Annotated in this window: 19 protein-coding genes and 1 pseudogene; 8 read left to right on the forward strand and 12 right to left on the reverse strand. The window is 60.6% G+C overall.

Features of this window, described 5'->3' with window-relative positions; all coding sequences use genetic code 11:
- On the forward strand, positions 1-1,323 hold a 1,323-nt coding region (locus VEJ16_05940; protein HYB09190.1), incomplete at its 5' end, for an aldehyde dehydrogenase family protein.
- A 67-nt stretch (positions 1,324-1,390) separates the two neighbouring features.
- Complete coding sequence (locus VEJ16_05945) at positions 1,391-1,891, forward strand: DUF3291 domain-containing protein (GenBank protein HYB09191.1); 501 nt, start codon at positions 1,391-1,393, stop codon at positions 1,889-1,891.
- Positions 1,892-1,933: 42 nt separating this feature from the next.
- Here VEJ16_05945 and VEJ16_05950 read toward each other — a convergent pair whose 3' ends face one another.
- From VEJ16_05950 to VEJ16_05980, 7 genes are all read right to left on the reverse strand, one after another.
- On the reverse strand, positions 1,934-2,281 hold the full coding sequence (locus VEJ16_05950; GenBank protein ID HYB09192.1) for a cupin domain-containing protein: 348 nt from the start codon (positions 2,279-2,281) through the stop codon (positions 1,934-1,936).
- A 163-nt stretch (positions 2,282-2,444) separates the two neighbouring features.
- Complete coding sequence (locus VEJ16_05955; GenBank protein HYB09193.1) at positions 2,445-2,741, reverse strand: hypothetical protein; 297 nt, start codon at positions 2,739-2,741, stop codon at positions 2,445-2,447.
- A gap of 53 nt (positions 2,742-2,794) precedes the next feature.
- Positions 2,795-3,976 carry a VWA domain-containing protein gene (locus VEJ16_05960; protein ID HYB09194.1) on the reverse strand — a complete coding sequence of 394 codons (1,182 nt, stop codon included), beginning with the start codon at positions 3,974-3,976 and terminating at the stop codon, positions 2,795-2,797.
- Between the two features lie 2 nt (positions 3,977-3,978).
- Positions 3,979-4,854 (reverse strand): MoxR family ATPase, encoded by an 876-nt coding sequence (locus tag VEJ16_05965; GenBank protein HYB09195.1) that lies wholly within the window; start codon positions 4,852-4,854, stop codon positions 3,979-3,981.
- 102 nt (positions 4,855-4,956) lie between these two features.
- Positions 4,957-7,377, reverse strand: a complete 2,421-nt coding sequence (locus VEJ16_05970) for an aerobic carbon-monoxide dehydrogenase large subunit (protein ID HYB09196.1) — start codon at positions 7,375-7,377, stop codon at positions 4,957-4,959.
- Positions 7,374-7,868, reverse strand: coding sequence for a (2Fe-2S)-binding protein (locus VEJ16_05975; protein HYB09197.1), 495 nt, complete (start codon positions 7,866-7,868; stop codon positions 7,374-7,376). The genes VEJ16_05970 and VEJ16_05975 overlap by 4 nt, the downstream gene beginning before the upstream one ends.
- Before the next feature lie 19 nt (positions 7,869-7,887).
- The gene (locus tag VEJ16_05980; protein HYB09198.1) at positions 7,888-8,751 is read right to left on the reverse strand and encodes a xanthine dehydrogenase family protein subunit M; all 864 of its coding nucleotides are present in this window, start codon (positions 8,749-8,751) and stop codon (positions 7,888-7,890) included.
- 159 nt (positions 8,752-8,910) lie between these two features.
- Here VEJ16_05980 and ppk2 point away from each other — a divergent pair, with 159 nt between their 5' ends.
- Together ppk2 and VEJ16_05990 are read left to right on the forward strand one after the other, a co-directional pair.
- Complete coding sequence (ppk2, locus tag VEJ16_05985) at positions 8,911-9,708, forward strand: polyphosphate kinase 2 (GenBank protein HYB09199.1); 798 nt, start codon at positions 8,911-8,913, stop codon at positions 9,706-9,708.
- Between the two features lie 240 nt (positions 9,709-9,948).
- The gene (locus VEJ16_05990) at positions 9,949-10,194 is read left to right on the forward strand and encodes a DUF1272 domain-containing protein (protein HYB09200.1); all 246 of its coding nucleotides are present in this window, start codon (positions 9,949-9,951) and stop codon (positions 10,192-10,194) included.
- Positions 10,195-10,305: 111 nt separating this feature from the next.
- Here the strand turns inward: VEJ16_05990 and VEJ16_05995 are convergent, their stop codons facing one another.
- Positions 10,306-11,244 (reverse strand): alpha/beta hydrolase, encoded by a 939-nt coding sequence (locus tag VEJ16_05995; GenBank protein ID HYB09201.1) that lies wholly within the window; start codon positions 11,242-11,244, stop codon positions 10,306-10,308.
- A 24-nt stretch (positions 11,245-11,268) separates the two neighbouring features.
- Positions 11,269-11,820 (reverse strand): annotated as a pseudogene (locus VEJ16_06000) (IS5 family transposase).
- Positions 11,821-12,033: 213 nt separating this feature from the next.
- Here VEJ16_06000 and VEJ16_06005 point away from each other — a divergent pair.
- From VEJ16_06005 to VEJ16_06020, 4 genes are all read left to right on the forward strand, one after another.
- Positions 12,034-12,429 carry a PaaI family thioesterase gene (locus tag VEJ16_06005; protein HYB09202.1) on the forward strand — a complete coding sequence of 132 codons (396 nt, stop codon included), beginning with the start codon at positions 12,034-12,036 and terminating at the stop codon, positions 12,427-12,429.
- Positions 12,430-12,787: 358 nt separating this feature from the next.
- Positions 12,788-13,636 carry a fumarylacetoacetate hydrolase family protein gene (locus VEJ16_06010; protein ID HYB09203.1) on the forward strand — a complete coding sequence of 283 codons (849 nt, stop codon included), beginning with the start codon at positions 12,788-12,790 and terminating at the stop codon, positions 13,634-13,636.
- 33 nt (positions 13,637-13,669) lie between these two features.
- Entirely contained in the window at positions 13,670-14,902 is a 1,233-nt protein-coding gene (locus tag VEJ16_06015) for an MFS transporter (GenBank protein ID HYB09204.1), read from the forward strand.
- Between the two features lie 122 nt (positions 14,903-15,024).
- Positions 15,025-16,383 carry an SPOR domain-containing protein gene (locus VEJ16_06020; protein ID HYB09205.1) on the forward strand — a complete coding sequence of 453 codons (1,359 nt, stop codon included), beginning with the start codon at positions 15,025-15,027 and terminating at the stop codon, positions 16,381-16,383.
- A 12-nt stretch (positions 16,384-16,395) separates the two neighbouring features.
- Here the strand turns inward: VEJ16_06020 and VEJ16_06025 are convergent, their stop codons facing one another.
- From VEJ16_06025 to VEJ16_06035, 3 genes are all read right to left on the reverse strand, one after another.
- Positions 16,396-16,965, reverse strand: coding sequence for a hypothetical protein (locus VEJ16_06025; protein ID HYB09206.1), 570 nt, complete (start codon positions 16,963-16,965; stop codon positions 16,396-16,398).
- Positions 16,962-18,017, reverse strand: coding sequence for a gentisate 1,2-dioxygenase (gene gtdA, locus VEJ16_06030; GenBank protein HYB09207.1), 1,056 nt, complete (start codon positions 18,015-18,017; stop codon positions 16,962-16,964). Before gtdA ends, VEJ16_06025 begins: the two co-directional genes overlap by 4 nt.
- 152 nt (positions 18,018-18,169) lie before the next feature.
- Positions 18,170-19,105 carry an SDR family NAD(P)-dependent oxidoreductase gene (locus VEJ16_06035; GenBank protein HYB09208.1) on the reverse strand — a complete coding sequence of 312 codons (936 nt, stop codon included), beginning with the start codon at positions 19,103-19,105 and terminating at the stop codon, positions 18,170-18,172.

Raw genomic sequence — 19,105 nt, forward strand, 5'->3', positions numbered from 1 at the left:
CCGGCACCGAAGCGCGGCGAGCTGGTGCGGCTGCTCGGCGAAGAACTGCGCGCCAGCAAGGCTGCCCTGGGCCGGCTGGTTTCGATCGAGGTCGGCAAGATCGTCTCGGAGGGACTGGGCGAGGTCCAGGAGATGATCGACATCTGCGACTTCGCGGTCGGCCTCTCACGGCAGCTCCATGGCTTGACTATTGCGACCGAGCGGCCCGGCCACGCCATGCGCGAGACATGGCACCCGCTTGGTCCGGTCGGCATCATCACCGCGTTCAACTTCCCGGCGGCGGTTTGGTCGTGGAACGCCGCCATCGCACTCGTTTGCGGCGACAGCCTGGTCTGGAAGCCTTCGGAAAAGGGCTCGCTGACGGCACTCGCCATCCAAGCGTTACTCGATCGCGCATGTGTGCGTTTGGGTGGCGCACCAAAATATCTGTCGCAGGTGATCGTCGGACGCGGCGAGGTCGGTGCTGCACTGGCCGAAGATCCGCGCGTGCCCCTCGTTTCAGCGACCGGCTCGACTCGCATGGGCCGAGAAGTGGGGCCGCGGGTGGCGAAGCGGTTTGGCCGTGCGTTGCTCGAACTCGGCGGCAATAACGGTATGGTGGTCGCGTCTTCCGCCGATCTCGATCTCGCCGTGCGCGCCACGGTATTCGCCGCGGTCGGCACCGCGGGCCAGCGCTGCACCTCGCTCAGGCGCATGATCGTGCAAGACGGAATCTATGAGAAATTCGTGCCGCGCCTGAAGCGCGCTTACCAATCCGTCACCGTCGGCAACCCGCTCGATTCCTCGACTTTGCTCGGTCCTCTGATCGACCGCTCCGCTTACGAAAAAATGCAAGCCGCCCTCAATCGGGCGAAGCAGGACGGCGGCAAGATATTGGGCGGCGAACGTGTCCTTGCCGATCGTTTTCCAGATGCCTGCTATGTCCGCCCCGCCCTCGTCGAAATGCCGGCTCAAACCGAGATCGTGTGTCAGGAGACATTCGCACCCATCCTCTACGTCATGCGCTATCGCGATTTCGACGATGCGATCTCGATGCACAACGGCGTGCCGCAAGGCCTCTCTTCCTCGATCTTCACAACGGATCTCCGCGAAGCAGAACAGTTCATGTCCGCAACAGGGAGCGATTGCGGAATCGTCAATGTCAATATCGGTCCGTCCGGCGCCGAAATTGGCGGCGCCTTCGGCGGCGAGAAGGAGACGGGTGGAGGCCGCGAATCCGGTTCCGACGCGTGGAAAGCATACATGCGGCGCGCGACAAACACCGTGAACTACTCACGCGAACTTCCGCTGGCGCAAGGGGTCAAATTCGAAGTCGACGGATGAAAGCAGGCCGCGACATCAATCGTTCTTGACAATCGATGTCGTCCAAATCGCGAGGGGAGAGCGATCGATGGAATGGCACATTGCGCAAATGAACGTCGGCACGACGCTCTATCCCCTCGACGATCCGCGCATTGCGGAATTCATGTCGCTCCTCGATGAAATAAATAAGTCGGCCGATCGGAGTCCCGGCTTCGTCTGGCGCCTCCAATCCGACCAGGGCAATGCAACCGACATCAAGGTCACCGACAATCCGCAATTCATCGTGAATATGTCGGTGTGGCAAAGTGTCGAGGTCCTCTTTGATTTTGTCTACCGAACCTCGCACCGACTTGTCATGGAAAAGCGCCGACAGTGGTTCGAGCGGCCGTCAGGACCGTACTTCGTCTTGTGGTGGGTCGAAGCGGGAACATTGCCAACCGTCGAGCAAGGTTTGGCCCGCCTGCATCATTTAGGTCAGCTTGGGCCGACTGCATTCGCGTTCACATTCAAGCAAAAGTTCGGGCATCCTGACTCATCCGGAGAGCTCGTCGATTTGAAGTCGGAGCGTTATTGCGTCGGGTGGGCGTAAGTCGGTTTTGGCCGGTCGCAGACGCTACCCTCGCGGGGAATCTCAGCGATAATCCTGCTCTCCGCCTTCCGGGCCGTAAAACATTACCCATACCGCGAAGCCCGGCGTGCAATCCTCGAAACGGTGTTCGACGTTGGCTGCAACAAATAACGCATCTCCCGTGCCGCATGCGAACCGTTCGCCGGCCCGAACAAAATGACCCTTCCCCTCGGTCACGATGTAAAGCTCGTCGCGGCTATGGGGGGTTTGCGGATCCGGCATCGGTGGCTTGTAGTATCTAAGCTCCAGCGTGCCGTGCCGCAGCATCAGCGCCGAAATACGTCCCGGTTCGTTCGGCGCCGACCGAGCCGCCGAAAGCGTCACCAACGCAGGTTTGCCGACCTTGTTCATGTCACCCCTCCGCAGATGATATCTTCAAATGGCTGCAATCCCCCAGATGTGGGACCATCGCTTTTGGACGAGCACCTCATTTCCATGATGACCGGGCCAGTTTCGGTCATCCATGCCTTCCTAGGATTACAAGGCGATCACATCCTTGGTGTGGAATTGGGCTTCAGCCGACCACGCCGAGTCTGAGGGTCCAGGGGATCGCCTGCGTGATCCGCAGGAGGTCCATTTTCGCCCACGGATCGCCCGACAGGCGGGATGCGATTTCGTCGACATCGTTTGCGCGAAAGATAAGCAAGGTATCCAGTGTGCCTTCGAGCGGCCCGCCGACAAGGACAAAACCATCGGCGTGAAGTGCGTTCATGAAGGCCGCATGCCCCTTCCAATCCTCCTGCTCCTCCATCGAGAGCTGATCGTTCCAACGGGGACCTCGCGTGCGCGTGACGGCGAAGATTCGTTGCATAAATGGTCCTCCCCGGCTCGAAGCGCCAGCGTCGAGGTCCTCGAACGAAAAGTTCAAAGCCGGCAAAGTTCGGCTTCAAGTGCCGCGAGGCTCTCCAGCGAGTGAGCCGCGGCGAAGCAATCGATATAGGGCATCGCGGCCGCCATCGAACGCGCAACCGGCGCATAGTCGCGCCAGCCGAGAAGGGGGTTGAGCCAGACGAGCCGCCGCGCGCGCTGTTTCAATCGCGCGAGTTCCCTAACCATCGCATCGACCGGATCGGTATCGTAGCCGTCGCTCATCATAATGACAATGCTTCGCGAATTCAGCACCTCACGGGCATATCGATCGTTGAACGACTTGAGGGCGCTGGCGATTTGTGTCCCGCCACCGAAACCTTCGACCATGAGAGAGAGCCGGTCCATGGCGCGCGCCCGGTCATGCTCGCGCAGAACGTCGCTGATATGCACGAGTCGCGTATGAAAGACGAACGCATGGGTCTCGAGCCAAGCGCCCAAAAGGCCACGAACGAAACAGATAAGGAATCGGCTATAGATCTTCATCGACCCGGAAACGTCGAGCAAAAGCACAAGATTGACAGGGCGGTCAGGTCGTCGTCGATAAATGAGCTCGAATGGCTCACCACCTTTTGAAAGATTTCGGCGGATACTTCGGCGGAGGTCGAGCGCCCTTCCGCGGGCGGAAGGGACACGCCGCCGGCTCAGCCGATATCGGATCGCTCGTGCGAGGCGTTCGGCAATACGCTCGGCCTCGGCCACCTCGTCGGGATTGGCAAGCCGGCGCAGGTCCGAGCGTGCAAGCAGGTTCTGCCGGCTCGCGGCGAGCTGACCAGCTCCGTCGAGCGGTTTGCCTTCCTCCTGCCCGCGCTGCTCCACGGCTGCATTGAGTTCGGCACTCGAGCCAAGCGGTGACACAGCACGCCAAATATCTGGCCGCCGATCGTCGTCACGCGAGATCGCACCGGAAGTCACCGCGCGCTTCACACCGCGTCCAAACCAGTAAGCGTCGAAAAGTGCCTCGAAGCGCTCCCATTGACCTCGATCGCCGGAGAGCATCGTTTTCAAACCGAGCCGCACCCACCGGGCATCCGCCAAATCGCCCACCGCCAGGAAAGTCAACACGGCTTCCGTCTCACCCGGCCCGACGGCGAAGCCGTTGACCCGCAAATGCGCCATGAATCCGCTCAATCGCGCGACGACCCCAGTCACGTCTCCTTCAGGCTGTGCGGCGATCATCGTTACGCCACCTTGCCGACGAGCCGTTCCGTGACTTCGCGAGGTACCGCTTTCAAATCGGCCTGGGTCTTCAGAAGACAGATGAGACTTGCCTGCAGCATTTGCGGATCGTCATCAAGTGAGCGCATTTTGAGTCCCATAAGCGCGCTTGCCCAATCGAGCGTCTCGGCGATCCCTGGTTTCTTCTCGAGATCTTCGCGGCGGAGCACCTGGACGAAGCGCACAACCTGCTCGGCAAGCTGCAAATCGATGTGAGGGAGCCGCGCACGGACGATGGCGAGCTCCTTTTGCTCGTCCGGAAAGTCGACATAGCTATAAAGGCAGCGACGGCGAAGTGCGTCCGAGAGCGCGCGTGTACCGTTCGAGGTCAGGACGACGTGGGGGATCGAACGTGCCGTCACGGTGCCGAGTTCGGGAATTGTGATCTGGAAATCGGACAGGATTTCCAAGAGAAATGCCTCGAATTCCTCGTCGGCGCGGTCGACTTCGTCGATTAGCAGAACGGGCGGCGTACGCTGCGAGATCGCCTCGAGGAGCGGGCGGCGGAGAAGGAAGGCCTCCGAGAAAATATGATGCTCGATTTCATCCGCCGAAAGACGCTCATGCTCACGCGTTCGGATGGCGAGGAGCTGGCGCTGATAGTTCCATTCATAGAGAGTGGAATTGGCATCCAGGCCCTCATAGCACTGCAGCCGGATGAGCCGCGCATTGAGCACGGCTGCGAGCGCCTTGGCGACCTCGGTCTTTCCGACCCCTGCTTCGCCCTCGAGAAGGAGCGGCCGCCTTAATGAAACGCAGAGCCGAAGCGCCATTGCGAGCGCGTCATCGGCGATGTAGCCGACGGCCGCAAGGTCGCACTGGAGGGACTTGAAATCCATGCTCACGGCAGTCGCCCGCGCGTGACCGTCCTCCGCATCCCTATCCGCAGTGCCGGCCGGCGGCGAAGCGGAAGTTCGTTCGTCCATGTGCGGCCGCCCACCCTAGCGCGTGAGGCCGAGCCGCTCAGCTGTCTTCCACACCCGCCAATGATCGTGCGGCATCTGCGTGTGGAGGAGCCCGAAATGCGCGAAGGCGTCATTGACCGCATTCGAGAATGCGGAAACGCCCCCGACGTTAGGCGATTCGCCCACACCCTTGGCGCCAATCGGATGATGGGGCGAGGGCGTCGTGGTGTGGTCGGTCTCCCAAACCGGTGTTTCCACGGCCGTCGGCAGATAGAAATCGAGCAGGCTGGCGTTTTTCACATTGCCGTACTCGTCGTAGGCGACTTCCTGCCCCATGGCGATGGCGAACGCCTCGGTCAGCCCGCCATGTACCTGGCCCTCGATGATCATCGGGTTAATGCGCGTGCCGCAATCGTCGAGTGCGTAAAAGCGGCGAACCTCGACGACGCCCGTGTCGACATCGACATCGAGGACGCAAACATAGGCCCCGAAGGGATAGGTCATGTTCGGTGGATCGTAGTAACTCACCGCCTCGAGTCCCGGCTCCATTCCCGGCGGGACCTTGTTGTAGGCCGCGAATGCGATTTCGGCCATGGTCTTGAATCGCTCGGGCGCCCCTTTGACACGAAAGCGATCGACTTCCCATTCGAGATCGTCGTCATGCACCTCGAGAAGGTAAGCAGCGATCATCTGCGCCTTGGCGCGGATCTTCCGCCCCGCCATTGCGGTCGCCGCACCGGCCACCGGCGTGGAGCGGGAACCGTATGTTCCGAGCCCGTAGGGTGCGGTATCGGTGTCACCCTCCTCGACGGTGATGTTCGCCGCGGGAATGCCGATTTCAGATGCGAGAATCTGTGCGAAGGTCGTCGCGTGGCCCTGACCTTGGCTGATCGTGCCAAGCCGCGCTATGGCACTTCCCGTGGGGTGGATCCGGATCTCGCAGGAATCGAACATGCCGAGGCCGAGGATATCGCAATTCTTGATCGGACCGGCGCCGACGATCTCGGTGAAAAAGCTAACGCCGATTCCCATCAGTTTGCGCGTTTCACCCCGCGCGAAGGCCTCCCGCTTCGCTCGCTGTTCGGCGCGCAGTGCAGTGTAGTCGACGGTCTTGAGCGCTTTCTCAAGGGCCACGTGGTAGTCCCCACTGTCGTATTCCCAACCGAGTGCCGAATGATAGGGAAACTGGTCCTTCCGGATTAAATTGAGCCGCCGCACTTCGGCGGGATCAAGATCGAGCTTTCGAGCCAGGACGTCGATCATGCGTTCGATGAAATACGATGCCTCCGTGACGCGGAACGAACAGCGGTAGGCGACACCACCTGGCGCCTTGTTGGTATAGACCCCATCCACCGTCAAATGTGCTGCCGGAATATCGTAGGAGCCGGTGCAGATGCTGAAGAACCCGGCGGGATATTTCGTCGGATCGGCGCAGGCGTCGAATGCGCCATGATCGGCCAGCACGTGGCATCGCAGCGCCTTGATACGGCCGTCCTTGGTCGCCGCGATCTCACCGGTCATGTGGTAATCGCGCGCGAACGCCGTCGCGACCAGATTCTCGATGCGGTCTTCGACCCATTTGACGGGGACGCCGAGCACGATCGACGCGACGATCGAGCATATGTATCCGGGATAGACGCCGACCTTGTTGCCGAACCCGCCACCGATGTCCGGCGAAATGATGCGGATCTTGTGCTCGGGGATTCCGGAGATCAGCGACGCCACCGTGCGCACCGCGTGCGGCGCCTGGAAGGTTCCCCATACGGTGAGGTGACCGTTGACCTTGTCCATCGACGCCACGCAGCCGCAAGTCTCGAGCGGACAAGGATGGACGCGCTGATAGACGATCAGCTCCTTGACGAGGACCTCAGCGTTCTTGAGCGCATTTTCGGTCGCTTTTGCGTCGCCGACCTGCCAAGTGAAGATGTGATTGTGATGTTTCCGCGCGCCATGAGCGCCCTCGGTCTTGCCGGCGAGATCGTCGCGCAGGACGACAGCGTCCGGCGCCATCGACTTCGTCGGATCGACGATTGCAGGCAGCGCCTCGTACTCGACCTCGATGAGCTCGACCGCATCGGCTGCGGTGTAGCGGTCTTCGGCCACCACGAAAGCGACTTCCTGGCCCTGGAAAAGCACCTTTTCGTCCGCGAGTACCGCCTGCACATCGCCGGCCAGGGTCGGCATCCAATGCAGCTTGAGCGGTTTGAGATCGGCCGCGGTAAGCACCGCCTTCACCCCCGGCAGGGCCAAAGCTGCGTCCTTTTTGATCGACTTGACGCGCGCATGACCGTGGGGCGAGCGCACGAAATCACCGAACAGCATACCCGGCAACTTCATATCGTCGATGTAATTTCCCTTACCCTGGGTGAAGCGCGCGTCCTCAACACGCTTGCGCCTTGCGCCAAGGCCTTCGAGTTGCTGCTTGCGGACATCGGCGGTTTCGACGGGGGCGCTCATGCTGCGGCCTCCTTGGCAGTGTTCATCCGCTCGGCAGCGGCGCGAATTGCCTTGACGATGTTTTGGTATCCCGTGCAGCGGCAGAGATTGCCCGCGATGCCGATGCGAATTTCCGCTTCGGTCGGATTCGGGTTCTCCTGAAGCAACCGATAAGCCCGCACGATCATCCCCGGCGTGCAGAACCCGCACTGTAGCCCATGATGCTCGCGGAACGCTTCCTGGAGAGGATGCAGGGTGCCATCGGCGGCGGCGACGCCCTCAATCGTCTTGACCTCGCCACCCTGCGCCTGCGCCACAAACATGGTGCAGGACTTCACCGATTTTCCATTGAAGTCGACAGTGCATGCGCCGCAGTGACTGGTGTCGCATCCGACGTGGGGACCGGTGAGCGAGAGCTGTTCGCGCAGGAAGTGGATGAGCAACATGCGCGGCTCGGCCAGAGCATCCACCGGGCGGCCATTTACCGTAAGCTTGATATGCATCTTGGACACGATGACACCTCCCTGCCGCTTAGCTCGCCCGCGCTTTGGCGCGCTGGATTGCGCGCCGAACCATGACACCCGCAACATGGACGCGAAAATCGACTGGCCCGCGCTGATCCGCCGCGGGCTCGACGATCGCCCTCGCCCTGCGCACAGCCTCGGCGACCGCAGCTTCGTCGAGGCGCGTACCCACCAGCGCTTCCCCCGCGGCAGTCGCAAAGAGCGGGGTTGGCGCCACATTGGTGAGTGCTACCGCCGCAGACGAGCATGCGTCGCGGGAAAAGGTGAGGATCACCGCGGCCGCAGCCGTGGCATAGTCGCCCGTTTTTCGCTTCTGTTTTTCATAAGCATAGCCGTGCCCCTGGGGCGGCGTGGGTATCCGTATCGAAGTCAGGATGTCGCCGGCCTCAAGTGCCGTGACAAGGCTACCGCGATAGAAATCGCGCGCCGGAATATCCCGCTCCCCGCGTCCTCCCCTGATGCGATAGCTCGCACCCAAGGCCATCATCACCGCCGGCATGTCGTTCGCGGGATCGCCGTTTGCGACGTTGCCACCGATTGTGCCGACGTAGCGCACTTGGGGATCGGCGATCTGCAATGCCGTTTCCCGCAGGATCGGGCATTTCGAAGCGAGGGGCTCGGACCCGATCACCTCTCGCTGTGTTGCGAGTGCTCCGACAACGAGCGTGCCGCCGTCACTTCGGATCGCGCGCAGCTCAGCGATGTCCTGGAGATCGACAAGATGCGCAGGCACGGCCAGGCGAAGTTTCATCATGGGGATCAAACTGTGGCCGCCGGCGACGACACGAGCATCCTCGCCATGCTTTACGAGGAGGGCTATTGCGTCGTCCACCTTTTGCGGGCGGTGATATTCGAAGGCTCCGGGTATCATGCGCTCTCCCTCCCAGCAGATTATGCCTACCGCGACGACGGATTGCCCATGTGAGCGCTCCAATCGCCCAGTATTTTGCATAAGACTAGCCTGCTGGACGCGGCCTGGATAGGGTCAGGATGCGCTTCAGCGAAAGACCGCGAAGACAGGGAGGCCCGCATGGCGAAGAAGCAAAAGGACTGGTCGCACGAAGCAGAACTCTCGCACAAGGAGTACGAAGCGGCGCTCTATACGCTTCAGGTCGAGCTTGTGAAGCTGCAAAGCCACATCATCAAGTGCGACGACCGGATTCTGGTGATTTTCGAAGGCCGCGATGCCGCCGGAAAAGATGGCGCCATCAAGCGCATCATCGAGCACCTCAGCCCGCGCGAGGTGCGCGTCGTGGCCCTTGGCAAGCCTTCCAACCGTGAGATCACATACTGGTATTTTCAGCGCTATGTCAGTCATTTGCCCGCAGCCCAGGAAATGGTCCTGTTCAACAGGAGCTGGTACAATCGTGCTGGTGTCGAGCGCGTGATGGGGTTTTGCACGAAGGAGCAGGTCGAGGCCTTCATGGAGGACGTGCCGCAATTTGAAGGCCTGCTCATCCGATCGGGTATCAAATTGCTCAAATTTTATCTGGACATCACGAAAAGCGAACAGAGGGAGCGGCTCGACGCGCGCAAGGACGATCCACTCACACAGTGGAAGGTGAGCTCGATCGACCAAAAAGCGGTCAAGCTTTGGAAAGACTATAGCGACGCGCGCAATGAAATGCTCGTCCGCACTCACACAACCTCCTCGCCTTGGTATGTCGTCCGTGCAGACGATAAGCGGCGCGCGCGCCTCAATGTGATCCGCATGATGCTGTCAAAGCTCGACTATGCGGGAAAGCGCAATCACCACATCTTACCCGATCCCAGTGTCGTCTTCCCCTTCAGCAAGGCGGCGGCGAATTCCGGTCACATCGCGCCGTGACACCCGCGAATGCGCGCCCGTCATTGCCCGGATCGATGAGCAGATGCTGGATTTCAAGGGTCCGCTCGGAAGTGCTGAAGGCACGATTCGCCAAAGGTTCGCGGCGGGCGGGTATGGACCGATGAGTTCGAAGTGGCCCCAGCCGTTCCACGGTCTGGCGCAAAAAGCGGACATTTCGTCATTGCCGGATATCCGCACAACGGCACAATGGCTCGCTCTATATTCGTGAAGGAGGCTTCAGTGCTGGAGTTACGGCCGAATTGCGAATGCTGCGACCGGGACCTGCCGCCCGACTCGCTGGAGGCTCGAATTTGCTCTTTCGAATGCACATTTTGTGCTGCCTGTGCGGAAACGGTGCTGGGCGGTCGCTGTCCCAATTGCCGCGGCGAACTTCTGCGCCGACCGATTCGTCCCGCGGAAAAACTCGCCAAGTTCCCTGCTGCGACCGAGCGCAAATTCAATCCCGGAGGGTGCGGCAGGGCCTGACCGGCCTGCCGAGACGTTGCCTGCCACGCTAGGCGGCACCTGCGGATTCAACTAGGCCCTGTTTACAAAGTCTCGAAAAGGAGCCCGTCAAACGGATATTTGTGCACTCCGCTACTCCGAAATCATTCCAATCGTGCGTAACCACGTCTCGACAAGCCGAGGCCAGTCGGTAATTGGAAACTGAGTCCGCCGCAAGCCGAATGCATGCCCACCAAATGCGTACAGATGCATCTCGACCGGTACGCCAGCTTTTTTCAGTGAAGCGTAGTAGACCAGTGATTGCTTCACACCATCCACGTTGTCGTCTTCTGCCTGCACCAAGAAAGTGGAAGGCGTCTCACGGGAGACAGGAACATTCGGATTTAGTCCATCATTATTGGTCACGAGATGCCCGGGATAAACAAGGACGGCAAAATCCGGGCGAGCGCTTTCCTTGTCGGCATCGTCTGCGTTCGAATACAAGCGGCGCTCAAAATTCGTGCTGATTTCCGCGGCCAGATATCCGCCTGCCGAAAACCCAAGCACACCAATCTTGTGCGGGTCGATGTGCCATTCCTTGGCGTGAAGGCGCACAAGTCCGATTGTTCTTTGGGCATCGTCCAAAGCCAGAGTCGATGTCACGAGATTGTCGGGACGGCAGTTGCATCGCCAGTCATACGGCTGACTCGGGACGCGATACTTCAACAAGACGCAGGTGACGCCCGTGGATATCAGCCATTCGCAGACCTCGGTGCCTTCGAGGTCTATTGCAAGTACCTGGAATCCGCCGCCAGGAAACACCACGATCGCGGCCCCGGAGTTCTTCCCCTGGGGGGCATAGATCGTCATCGTCGGTCGGGTCACGTTGGTGACAGCCATCCACGGTCTGCCCGCCACCAATCCCGTACTCGGTGTTTCAATTTCCTGACCCGGAACCGGTTGCCCATCGGGCGCCGCTCCCGGCCAAATTGGTATTTGCGTGTGATCGGCAGATGGCCGCCAGGTATCCGTCGATGTGCACTCACTGCCGAACGCGACCAAAGCACAAAGAGCAACGAATAAGCGCTTCATCACCAGTTCCAGTTTCGAATTTCCTTATCGAGTTGCATAGCGCAGGCATTTGCGGATCGTAGCGAGATGAAGGACGTCGAGGAAGGATCGTGCGAGCTTGTCATAACGGGTCGCGACAGCGCGATTGACCTTCAGGTGCCCGATCATGCGCTCAATGCGGTTGCGTTCGCGATAGATGCGCCGGTTCCAGCGGATTTGAGCTTTGCGATTGGATTTTGGCGAGATTCAGGTGCGGATGCCCGCTGCCTGAAGACTAGCCCGAATGGCGTCGCTGTCATATCCCTTGCCGGCGAGGAGATAGGAAGACTTCGTATCGGCCATCACTTGGGCGAGCGTCGTGGCGACTGCCTCCCAGATCCCGGCCTCGCTCCATCGTCGAAAGCGCTGATAGACTGTCATCCACTTGCCGTACTTCTCCGGCAAATCACGCCATGGCGCTCCGGTTCGAATACGCCACAGGATGCCGTCGATCATCTGCCGATTGTCGAACGCAGGACGACTCTTGCGTCCACGCTCCGGCGGCAGAAGGGGTTTGAGCAACCGCCATTCGGTCTCGCTCAGATCGCCGCGACTCAATCCTGCCTCCTTCCAAGAGGCATTCTTGAATCAAAGCCAGAGTCATGCGTCAATCACTTTGTAAACAGCGCCTAGTGTGGTGGATTTGAAGTTCCTGTGATTTTGGTGGCATCCGCGTTAAGGAACTTCAAATCCGAATACCATACTGGATACAACATATTACTAGCGTGAGACGTGTTGCCGCCAACTCTCGGCGCGGAGCGGGTGCATTCCATGGACGCCCTTGCCAGAATAACCGAGCGACCCCTGCCATTCGCGAAATTGCTGGGGATCGAATTTGCGAGCGCTGCGCCGGACAAAGTCGTCGGCACCATGCGCGTGCGTGAGGACCTATGCACTTTGCCGGCAGTGCTCCACGGCGGTGCCGTCATGGCGTTCGCCGACACCCTCGGGGCTGTTGCCACCATAATCAATCTGCCGGAAGGCAAGCACACAACGACAATCGAGAGCAAAACCAATTTCCTGGCGCCAGCTCCCCTTGATGCAACCATTGTGGGTGAGTGTACACCACTCCATCGCGGCAAGCGCACGATGGTCTGGCAAACGCGCATATCGACGTCGGAAGGGCGACTCGTGGCAATCGTCATGCAGACTCAAATGATCCTTTAACGTCTCGTCTTTTCGCCTTGCGACACCGTTCTGGGCGTCGAGCTTGGCCCGGCCGCGGTTCGGTGCGGCACTCGGTCGGTCATGGACGATTCGCCCGCGGCCTAAGGCGATCGCGTGGTGCGCGATATCGAGTGCGGGCGGTATATTCTGTTCCGCGAATTCGACGTTGACGCCCGAATAAACCGATCTGCGTTGCTATACACTGCGAAAACCAACGTACGACCCGGGCCCGATGTTGATCATCGCCCCGCTTTACCGGCTCGCACTCTCCCGCTAAGTTCCGCGGCAGCTCGGGTCGGCCAGCATCGAACGGCTGCAGCCCGATCCTCAACCAATCGATGACAAGGGGAGGGCAGCAATGAAACTCATGAGCTTTCTCGACCAGCGGCGCGCAAGCTATGGCGTGGTGAAGAATGATGGCGTCGTCGATCTCGGCCGACGTTTCGGGGCAGAGCATCCCACACTTCGTGCCCTTCTGACGCACGGGGCTCTCGCTGATGCACAACGAATCGCCAAAAGCGAAGCGCCCGACTATAAGCTCAGCGCCATCAGCTTCCTGCCGGTTATTCCCGATCCCGCGAAGATTCTCGCAATCGGGCTCAACTACGCGGACCATGCGGCTGAAGGCGGGCACAAACCGCCAACCAAGCCAGTTGTCTTCGTGCGTTTTGCCGACAGCCAAGTCGGCCACGAACAGCCGATCGTGAAGCCGAGGGAGTCCGACAGTTACGACTATGAGGTCGAACTTTGCATCGTCATCGGCAAGCGAGCGCGGCGCGTTGCAGCAAAAGATGCCCTCGGTTACGTCGCGGGTTACACGATCTACAACGACGGCTCCGTGCGCGATTGGCAACGGCACGGCTCCCAATTTACGCCGGGCAAGAATTTTCCCCAATCAGGCAGCGTCGGTCCCTGGATGGTCACGAGCGACGAGCTGCCGGATCCCTCCAAGCTCAAACTAACGACAAAACTCAACGGAATTCTGCTTCAGAACGGTAATACCGAAAATCTCATCTTCCCGGTTCCCGAGCTGATCGCCTACTGCTCGACGTTTACCACGCTTGAGCCGGGCGACCTCATACCGACCGGAACGCCAGCAGGCGTCGGTTTCACCCGCAAGCCTCCCATTTTCATGAAACCTGGCGACGTCGCGGAACTCGAGATCGAAAAGATTGGCGTACTTCGCAACAGGGTCGTTGAAGGCTGACTTTCCGTCAGGCTGTTTCGCCTCGATGGAGCGATGATGGCGCAGGATACGATCTGCAAAAATGGCGCGTCCGCCGCCACTCATTGGAGCGTGGTCCTGATCGCCGTAGGGGCGGGTGTCGTCGCTGCTTTTCAGGTGGGAAAGGCGCCGGCGGCACTTCCCACCCTGCGTGCTGAACTTGGCTTGAGCCTCTTTGCGGCCGGGTGGGTAATCTCGCTCTTCAATGTGATGTCCGTGATCGGCGGCATGGCAGCCGGCGCCATTGCAGACCGGTTCGGCCACAGGCGCGCCACGCTTGCCGGCCTCGGTTTGATTGCTGCGGCCAATATCCTCGGTGGTTTTGCGCCGAGCGGCCCCGTGATTTTCGCGAGTCGCCTTGTCGAGGGTATGGGATTTCTCGCGGTCATCGTTTCCGTTCCGTCACTCATCATTCACGTGGCGGCACCACGCGATCTGAAGCTCGTTCTCGGTCTATGGGGCTGCTACTTGCCGGTGGGTGCGGCGCTTATGATCCTCGTCTCCCCGATCGTCCTTGCAGCGCTTGGCTGGCGCGGGCTTTGGTGGGCCAACGCGTTGGTTACGGCACTCTATATTGTCGCCCTCGCGAGGGCGACGGGGACGGCGCCGATCCAGCCCGCAGCACACCCTGGCGAAGGGCGCATGCTCTGGCTAAGCATGAAGCGCACCATGACAAGTGCTGGCCCGGTGGCGCTCACCCTCTGCTTTCTCTTCTATTCCGCCAACTGGCTTGCCCTCGTCGGCTTTTTGCCGACGTTCCTTATCGAGCGACGTGGCTTGACAGGTGGTGTCGCCGCAGCCTTGACCGCTCTCGTGGTCGTTGCCAACGCGAGCGGAAACCTCGCAGGTGGTTGGCTTTTGAGCCGCGGTGTCCGGCGCTGGCGGCTCGTCGCATTCGCGCATCTTGCGATGGCGTCGGCGAGCGTCGCAATTTTTTCGACCGCCCTTCCGGACGAGGCCCGTTATCTAGCGTGTCTATTGTTCTCCGGCCTGAGCGGCGTGCTGCCTGCATCCGTTTTCGGCGGTGTGCCCCTGCACGCACCGTCGTCAGAGCTGATTGCGACGACAAACGGCCTCATCGTTCAAGGGGCCAATCTTGGTCAAATGGTAGGCCCGCCGATATTGGCCATCCTTGTCAGTCGCCTCGGCGGTTGGGAGGCATCGCCCATCTTCATCGTCGGCGCCTCGACCCTTGGATTGGGATGCGCCCTGTGGCTCGGGGCGCTCGAGCGGGCCAGAAATATATGAAATATCAATAATATACGAAAGAACGCCGATTGCCGTTCATGACCGAGTTTGGCACACTCGTCATCGGCTGCGCTACGCCCGCGTAGCTCTCGCGCAATCGTAATAAGGATTGGAATGTCTTCATGTGCATGCGGCTAGGATCGCGGCGGCACGTTGTTCTGCTCGTCGTGACACTGCTCGGCTCCGCATTTTTTCTCGCTGCGTGTTCTGATGCCTTGCATGGTCACGATACTGCCACATCGGCCGACGCTGCATTACCCACTTATCACGTCGGCGACAGCCTGACATTCGAAGAAAATGGCGATGAGCAACCCAATTTCGTGACGGCGATTCAGAACGATCGAATCTATTGGATCGACAATAGCGGCACCCGATGGATTACGTTCGCCGATCCGACGATCCCGCCACTCACGGAGATTCCCCGCCCGGATCGGCCGTCGTACTTGAGGTTTTTCTCACCGGAGAAACCAACAATCTTCCCACTCGAGGTTGGCAAGAAGATCACATACACCGTTACCTTGAGCCGGTCGGACGCAGCGACACCGTATAGCGAGACGGATAGCTGCGAGGTTCACGCACCTCGGCAGATGACCGTCGAAGCCGGCACGTTCGACGCCTGGGAAATCGTCTGCGATCGAAACGGCATGATCGATACATATTATTACGCGCCGAAGATCGGTGCGGTTGTGCTCAAGCGGCGCGAAGCACCGGGGGCAACACGGCGGCTGACCCTCACCGATTATCACAAGGCGCAGCCGAGTCCGGATCCGGGCAGCGCCACGGAACTCGCTCAATCGGCCGGAGAATCGCAATCGCGTGCCGCAGCACCGGGAGGGGCTGCGTCCGCGCCACCGACCGCCGCTGCCTCCCCGGCGCAATCCGCTTCGGCATGGAATCCCGTCACCCCGAACGCCTGGCCGCCAACGGTGAACGTGAAGTCGGACCCAAACCACGCGGAATCGGTACCCGGAAATTCGACGACTGCTCCCATAAAACCAGGCACAGGCGCCGCCACCCCGGCAACGGGGACATCAGGCGCAGAGGCCACCTCCGCGCCCGCCGCGGCTGGCGTGGAATCTCAAGTGGCGGCGTCCGCTGGGGAGGCAGTGACCAACGCCCCGCCAGCGCCGACAAGGGTCGCTACCGCCGTCACTGCGCCAACGCCGAGCACCACAATGCATGCACCGCCGTCTGGCCAAATCCGGACCGAGTCATCGGGTGGCGGCGGTGGAAAATTCGTGGTGCAGCTCGGCGCTTTCCCAACCTACAACGAGGCGAATCAAAACTGGCAGGCGATGCGCGCACGCATACCCCAGACCCTCGGCGAATACAGTCCCCAGGTCGAGGAAATCAGGACCGGCAACGGCAAACAACTCATCCGGCTCATGGTTGGCCCCTTCGATGGCGCCGGCGATGCGCGCAAATTGTGCAATGAGCTTCAATCGGCCAAGCAGGATTGCTGGGTACGACAGGCATCGTGACGATTGTGCCGCTTACAATATGTAAAATGCGTCCTCGATGGCGGCGAGCGGCCAGCGCCCCGCTTCGAAGAGCCGCCGCTTGACGGCAAATGGATGCGTCTCTCCCGTGCCTGCGGCAATCGCGAGGGCAGCCTGATAGCACGCTTGCGTGGCAGCACCCGCAGCGGCGGCCGCGATTGCCTGATGGCCCGTACCCGAACGAAGGGCAGCGATTAGAGCCATGCCAAGCACAGTGCCGGTTGCCTCGTTCGTCACGCGCGTAAGAGCACTTATCAAGGCTCCCATCTCATGGTCCTTGGCCGCTCGAGCAAGAAGCGCCTTGCGCACTTCCTCCTCTCCGTGCCACCAGCGTCGATCCCAATGTGGATCGCGAACAATTCGTTCGGTATCGATCCAATCCCTGGCCGGCGCAACGCGCATGCCGGTAATTCCAAGGCGTTCGAGATACCGTTCGACTTCGGTGCGCTCGCTTTCGAGGAGCGGCTCACCGGCGGCGGCAAACCACGAGATCGTACGAACCCGTGCGGCAAAGCGATCGACGTCGGCGAGTGCCGCATCGGTCATTGCCGTACCGTCCCTCATGTTCTAGGCGTCGTATTGCCGCGCTGCTCCCGCCAGAGTCCGAGCTTCTCCTGGACCGGACGTTCCGAGAAGCTGAAAAGGACGGAGTCGCTGCCGGCCTCGTGCGTGTACCAGTGCCAGCTCGGTACGACGAATATATCGCGCGGGCCCCATTCGAGTGCTGTGCCCCCGACCACGGTTCGGCCGCGTCCTTCAACGCATGCGAAGGTGATTCCGTCCGTCGACCGATATGGGGTCCCCGCAAATCCCTTGGGCATAAGCTGCATGAAAGTTCCCATGGTCGGCATCGCGTAATCCCCGTTGATGGGGTTGACGTAGCGCACCTTGAGGCCCTGGCATGCATCGCACTCGCCCGTCCGCCGCAGTTTCTCGAGCGCCTCGCGTGTGCGTGCGTAGGGATAGTTGAAGACGGGCGAGCACTTGCCGTTGCCACGGTAGCCGTCGGGAACGATGCCCTCGCCATAGCGGGCGAGCGCGTCGCCTTCCGGCCGTGAAATGGGTTGACGTTCCTCCGGGTAAGGCTCCATGAAAGCCGAATTGAGGAAGTTGACGAGCGGTAGATCCAGCCCGTCCATCCACACCATCGGCGCATCGCTCTCATTGCCGTGATCGTGCCAAGTCCAGGGCGGCGTGATCACGAAATCTCCTTCGGACATGACGGTCCTCTCGCCATCGACCGCCGTGTAAGCGCCGTGTCCCTCAAGGATGAAGCGCAATGCGGACGCGGCGTGACGGTGGCTGCGCGCGATTTCGCCAGGCAGGATCAACTGAAGGCCCGCATACATGTTCATCGTGATGCGGGACATGCCGCGCAGCGCCGGGTTCTCGAGAATGAGCACGCGCCGCTCCGCCTCCTCGGCACTGATAAGACCGCCTGATTCCATGATGGCAGGGCGGATTTCGTTGTAGTGCCAAATCGCCGGCACCTCGACCACTGTCGGCTCTTTTGGAACGAGGCCCTTCAGGACTTCCCAAAGGGGCGCCAGGTTGTCCTTGGCAATTCGCGCGTAGTAGGCTTCCCGCTCGGGGGTGCGTTGCGGTTGGACTTCCATGTCCCGATCCTCCGAAGAACACGCGACAGCGCACATCCCTTTCGCGCGGGTGTACGCCAAATAATTACACAAGAGCCGCTCGAGAGCCTATCCCGAATCGGCCGCGCAATCACGCAAGACACCCGAATCGATGCCGCTCGCCATCCGGCAAGTCACACGAGCGGCTCGGTATTGAAGGCCTCGAGGTCGGTCGAGAGCTCAGTGAATTTGCTTCTAAACTCACGTTCCATTTCCGCCGTCAGCGTTTCGGCCGTCCAGTCGGCATCGGGGCTTGCAAGGCTCGCCACCGGGCGAGGTTGCGAAAAGAGGAATATTTCGCGGCCGCGCACGCCGAAAAGCTGACCGGTGATTTTCTGGGCGGCAGGCAAACAGAGGTAGTTCACGAGATTCGCCACATGACGGGCCGATATCTTGAGGGCGCGGGCCTTGTACAGGGCCTGGGCGTCATTGGCAGGCTTTATCGCATCGGTGACGCGGGTCGCTGCAAACGGGGCTATCGCGTTGGAGGTGATGCCACTTCTGGCTAGATCGAGGGCCGCCACGCGCGAGAGTGCGATAAGCCCGCCCTTGGCGCTCGCGTAGCTCGCTTGCCCGTAATTTCCGTAGATACCGGCACTCGACACGATATTGACGATGCGACCCCAGACTCCACCCCCGCGTCCGATTTTGGCCGCTTCGCGCATGAGAGGTGTCGCTGCCGCCATCAAGTAATAGGCGGCCGAAAGGTTGTTCCGCAGCACCGCATCCCAGGAACCCGGCTCGCCCTTGAATATGAAGGCATCGCGCAGGATCGCGGCGTTGTTTACAAGGATGTCGATGGCGCCGAATTGCTTTGTGGCAAGCCCGACCGCAGCAAGGGCGGCCGACGGGCTCGCGATGCTTTCCGTGAACGCCACGGCACGAGCGCCAAGACTTTTGACGACGGCTCGTGCGATTTCCGGATCCGCACGCATTCCGTCGATGCCGGCGCCGTTGTCCGCGACGATTACGGCGGCACCATGCGCGTGAAGTGCCTCGGCGATCGACTTGCCGATCCCTCTCCCGCCTCCGCTGACGAGTGCTACTCTGCCTTCCAGCTCATTGGTCAA

It is taken from the genome of Alphaproteobacteria bacterium, from assembly GCA_035625915.1.
Classification (GTDB): Bacteria; Pseudomonadota; Alphaproteobacteria; order JACZXZ01; family JACZXZ01; genus DATDHA01.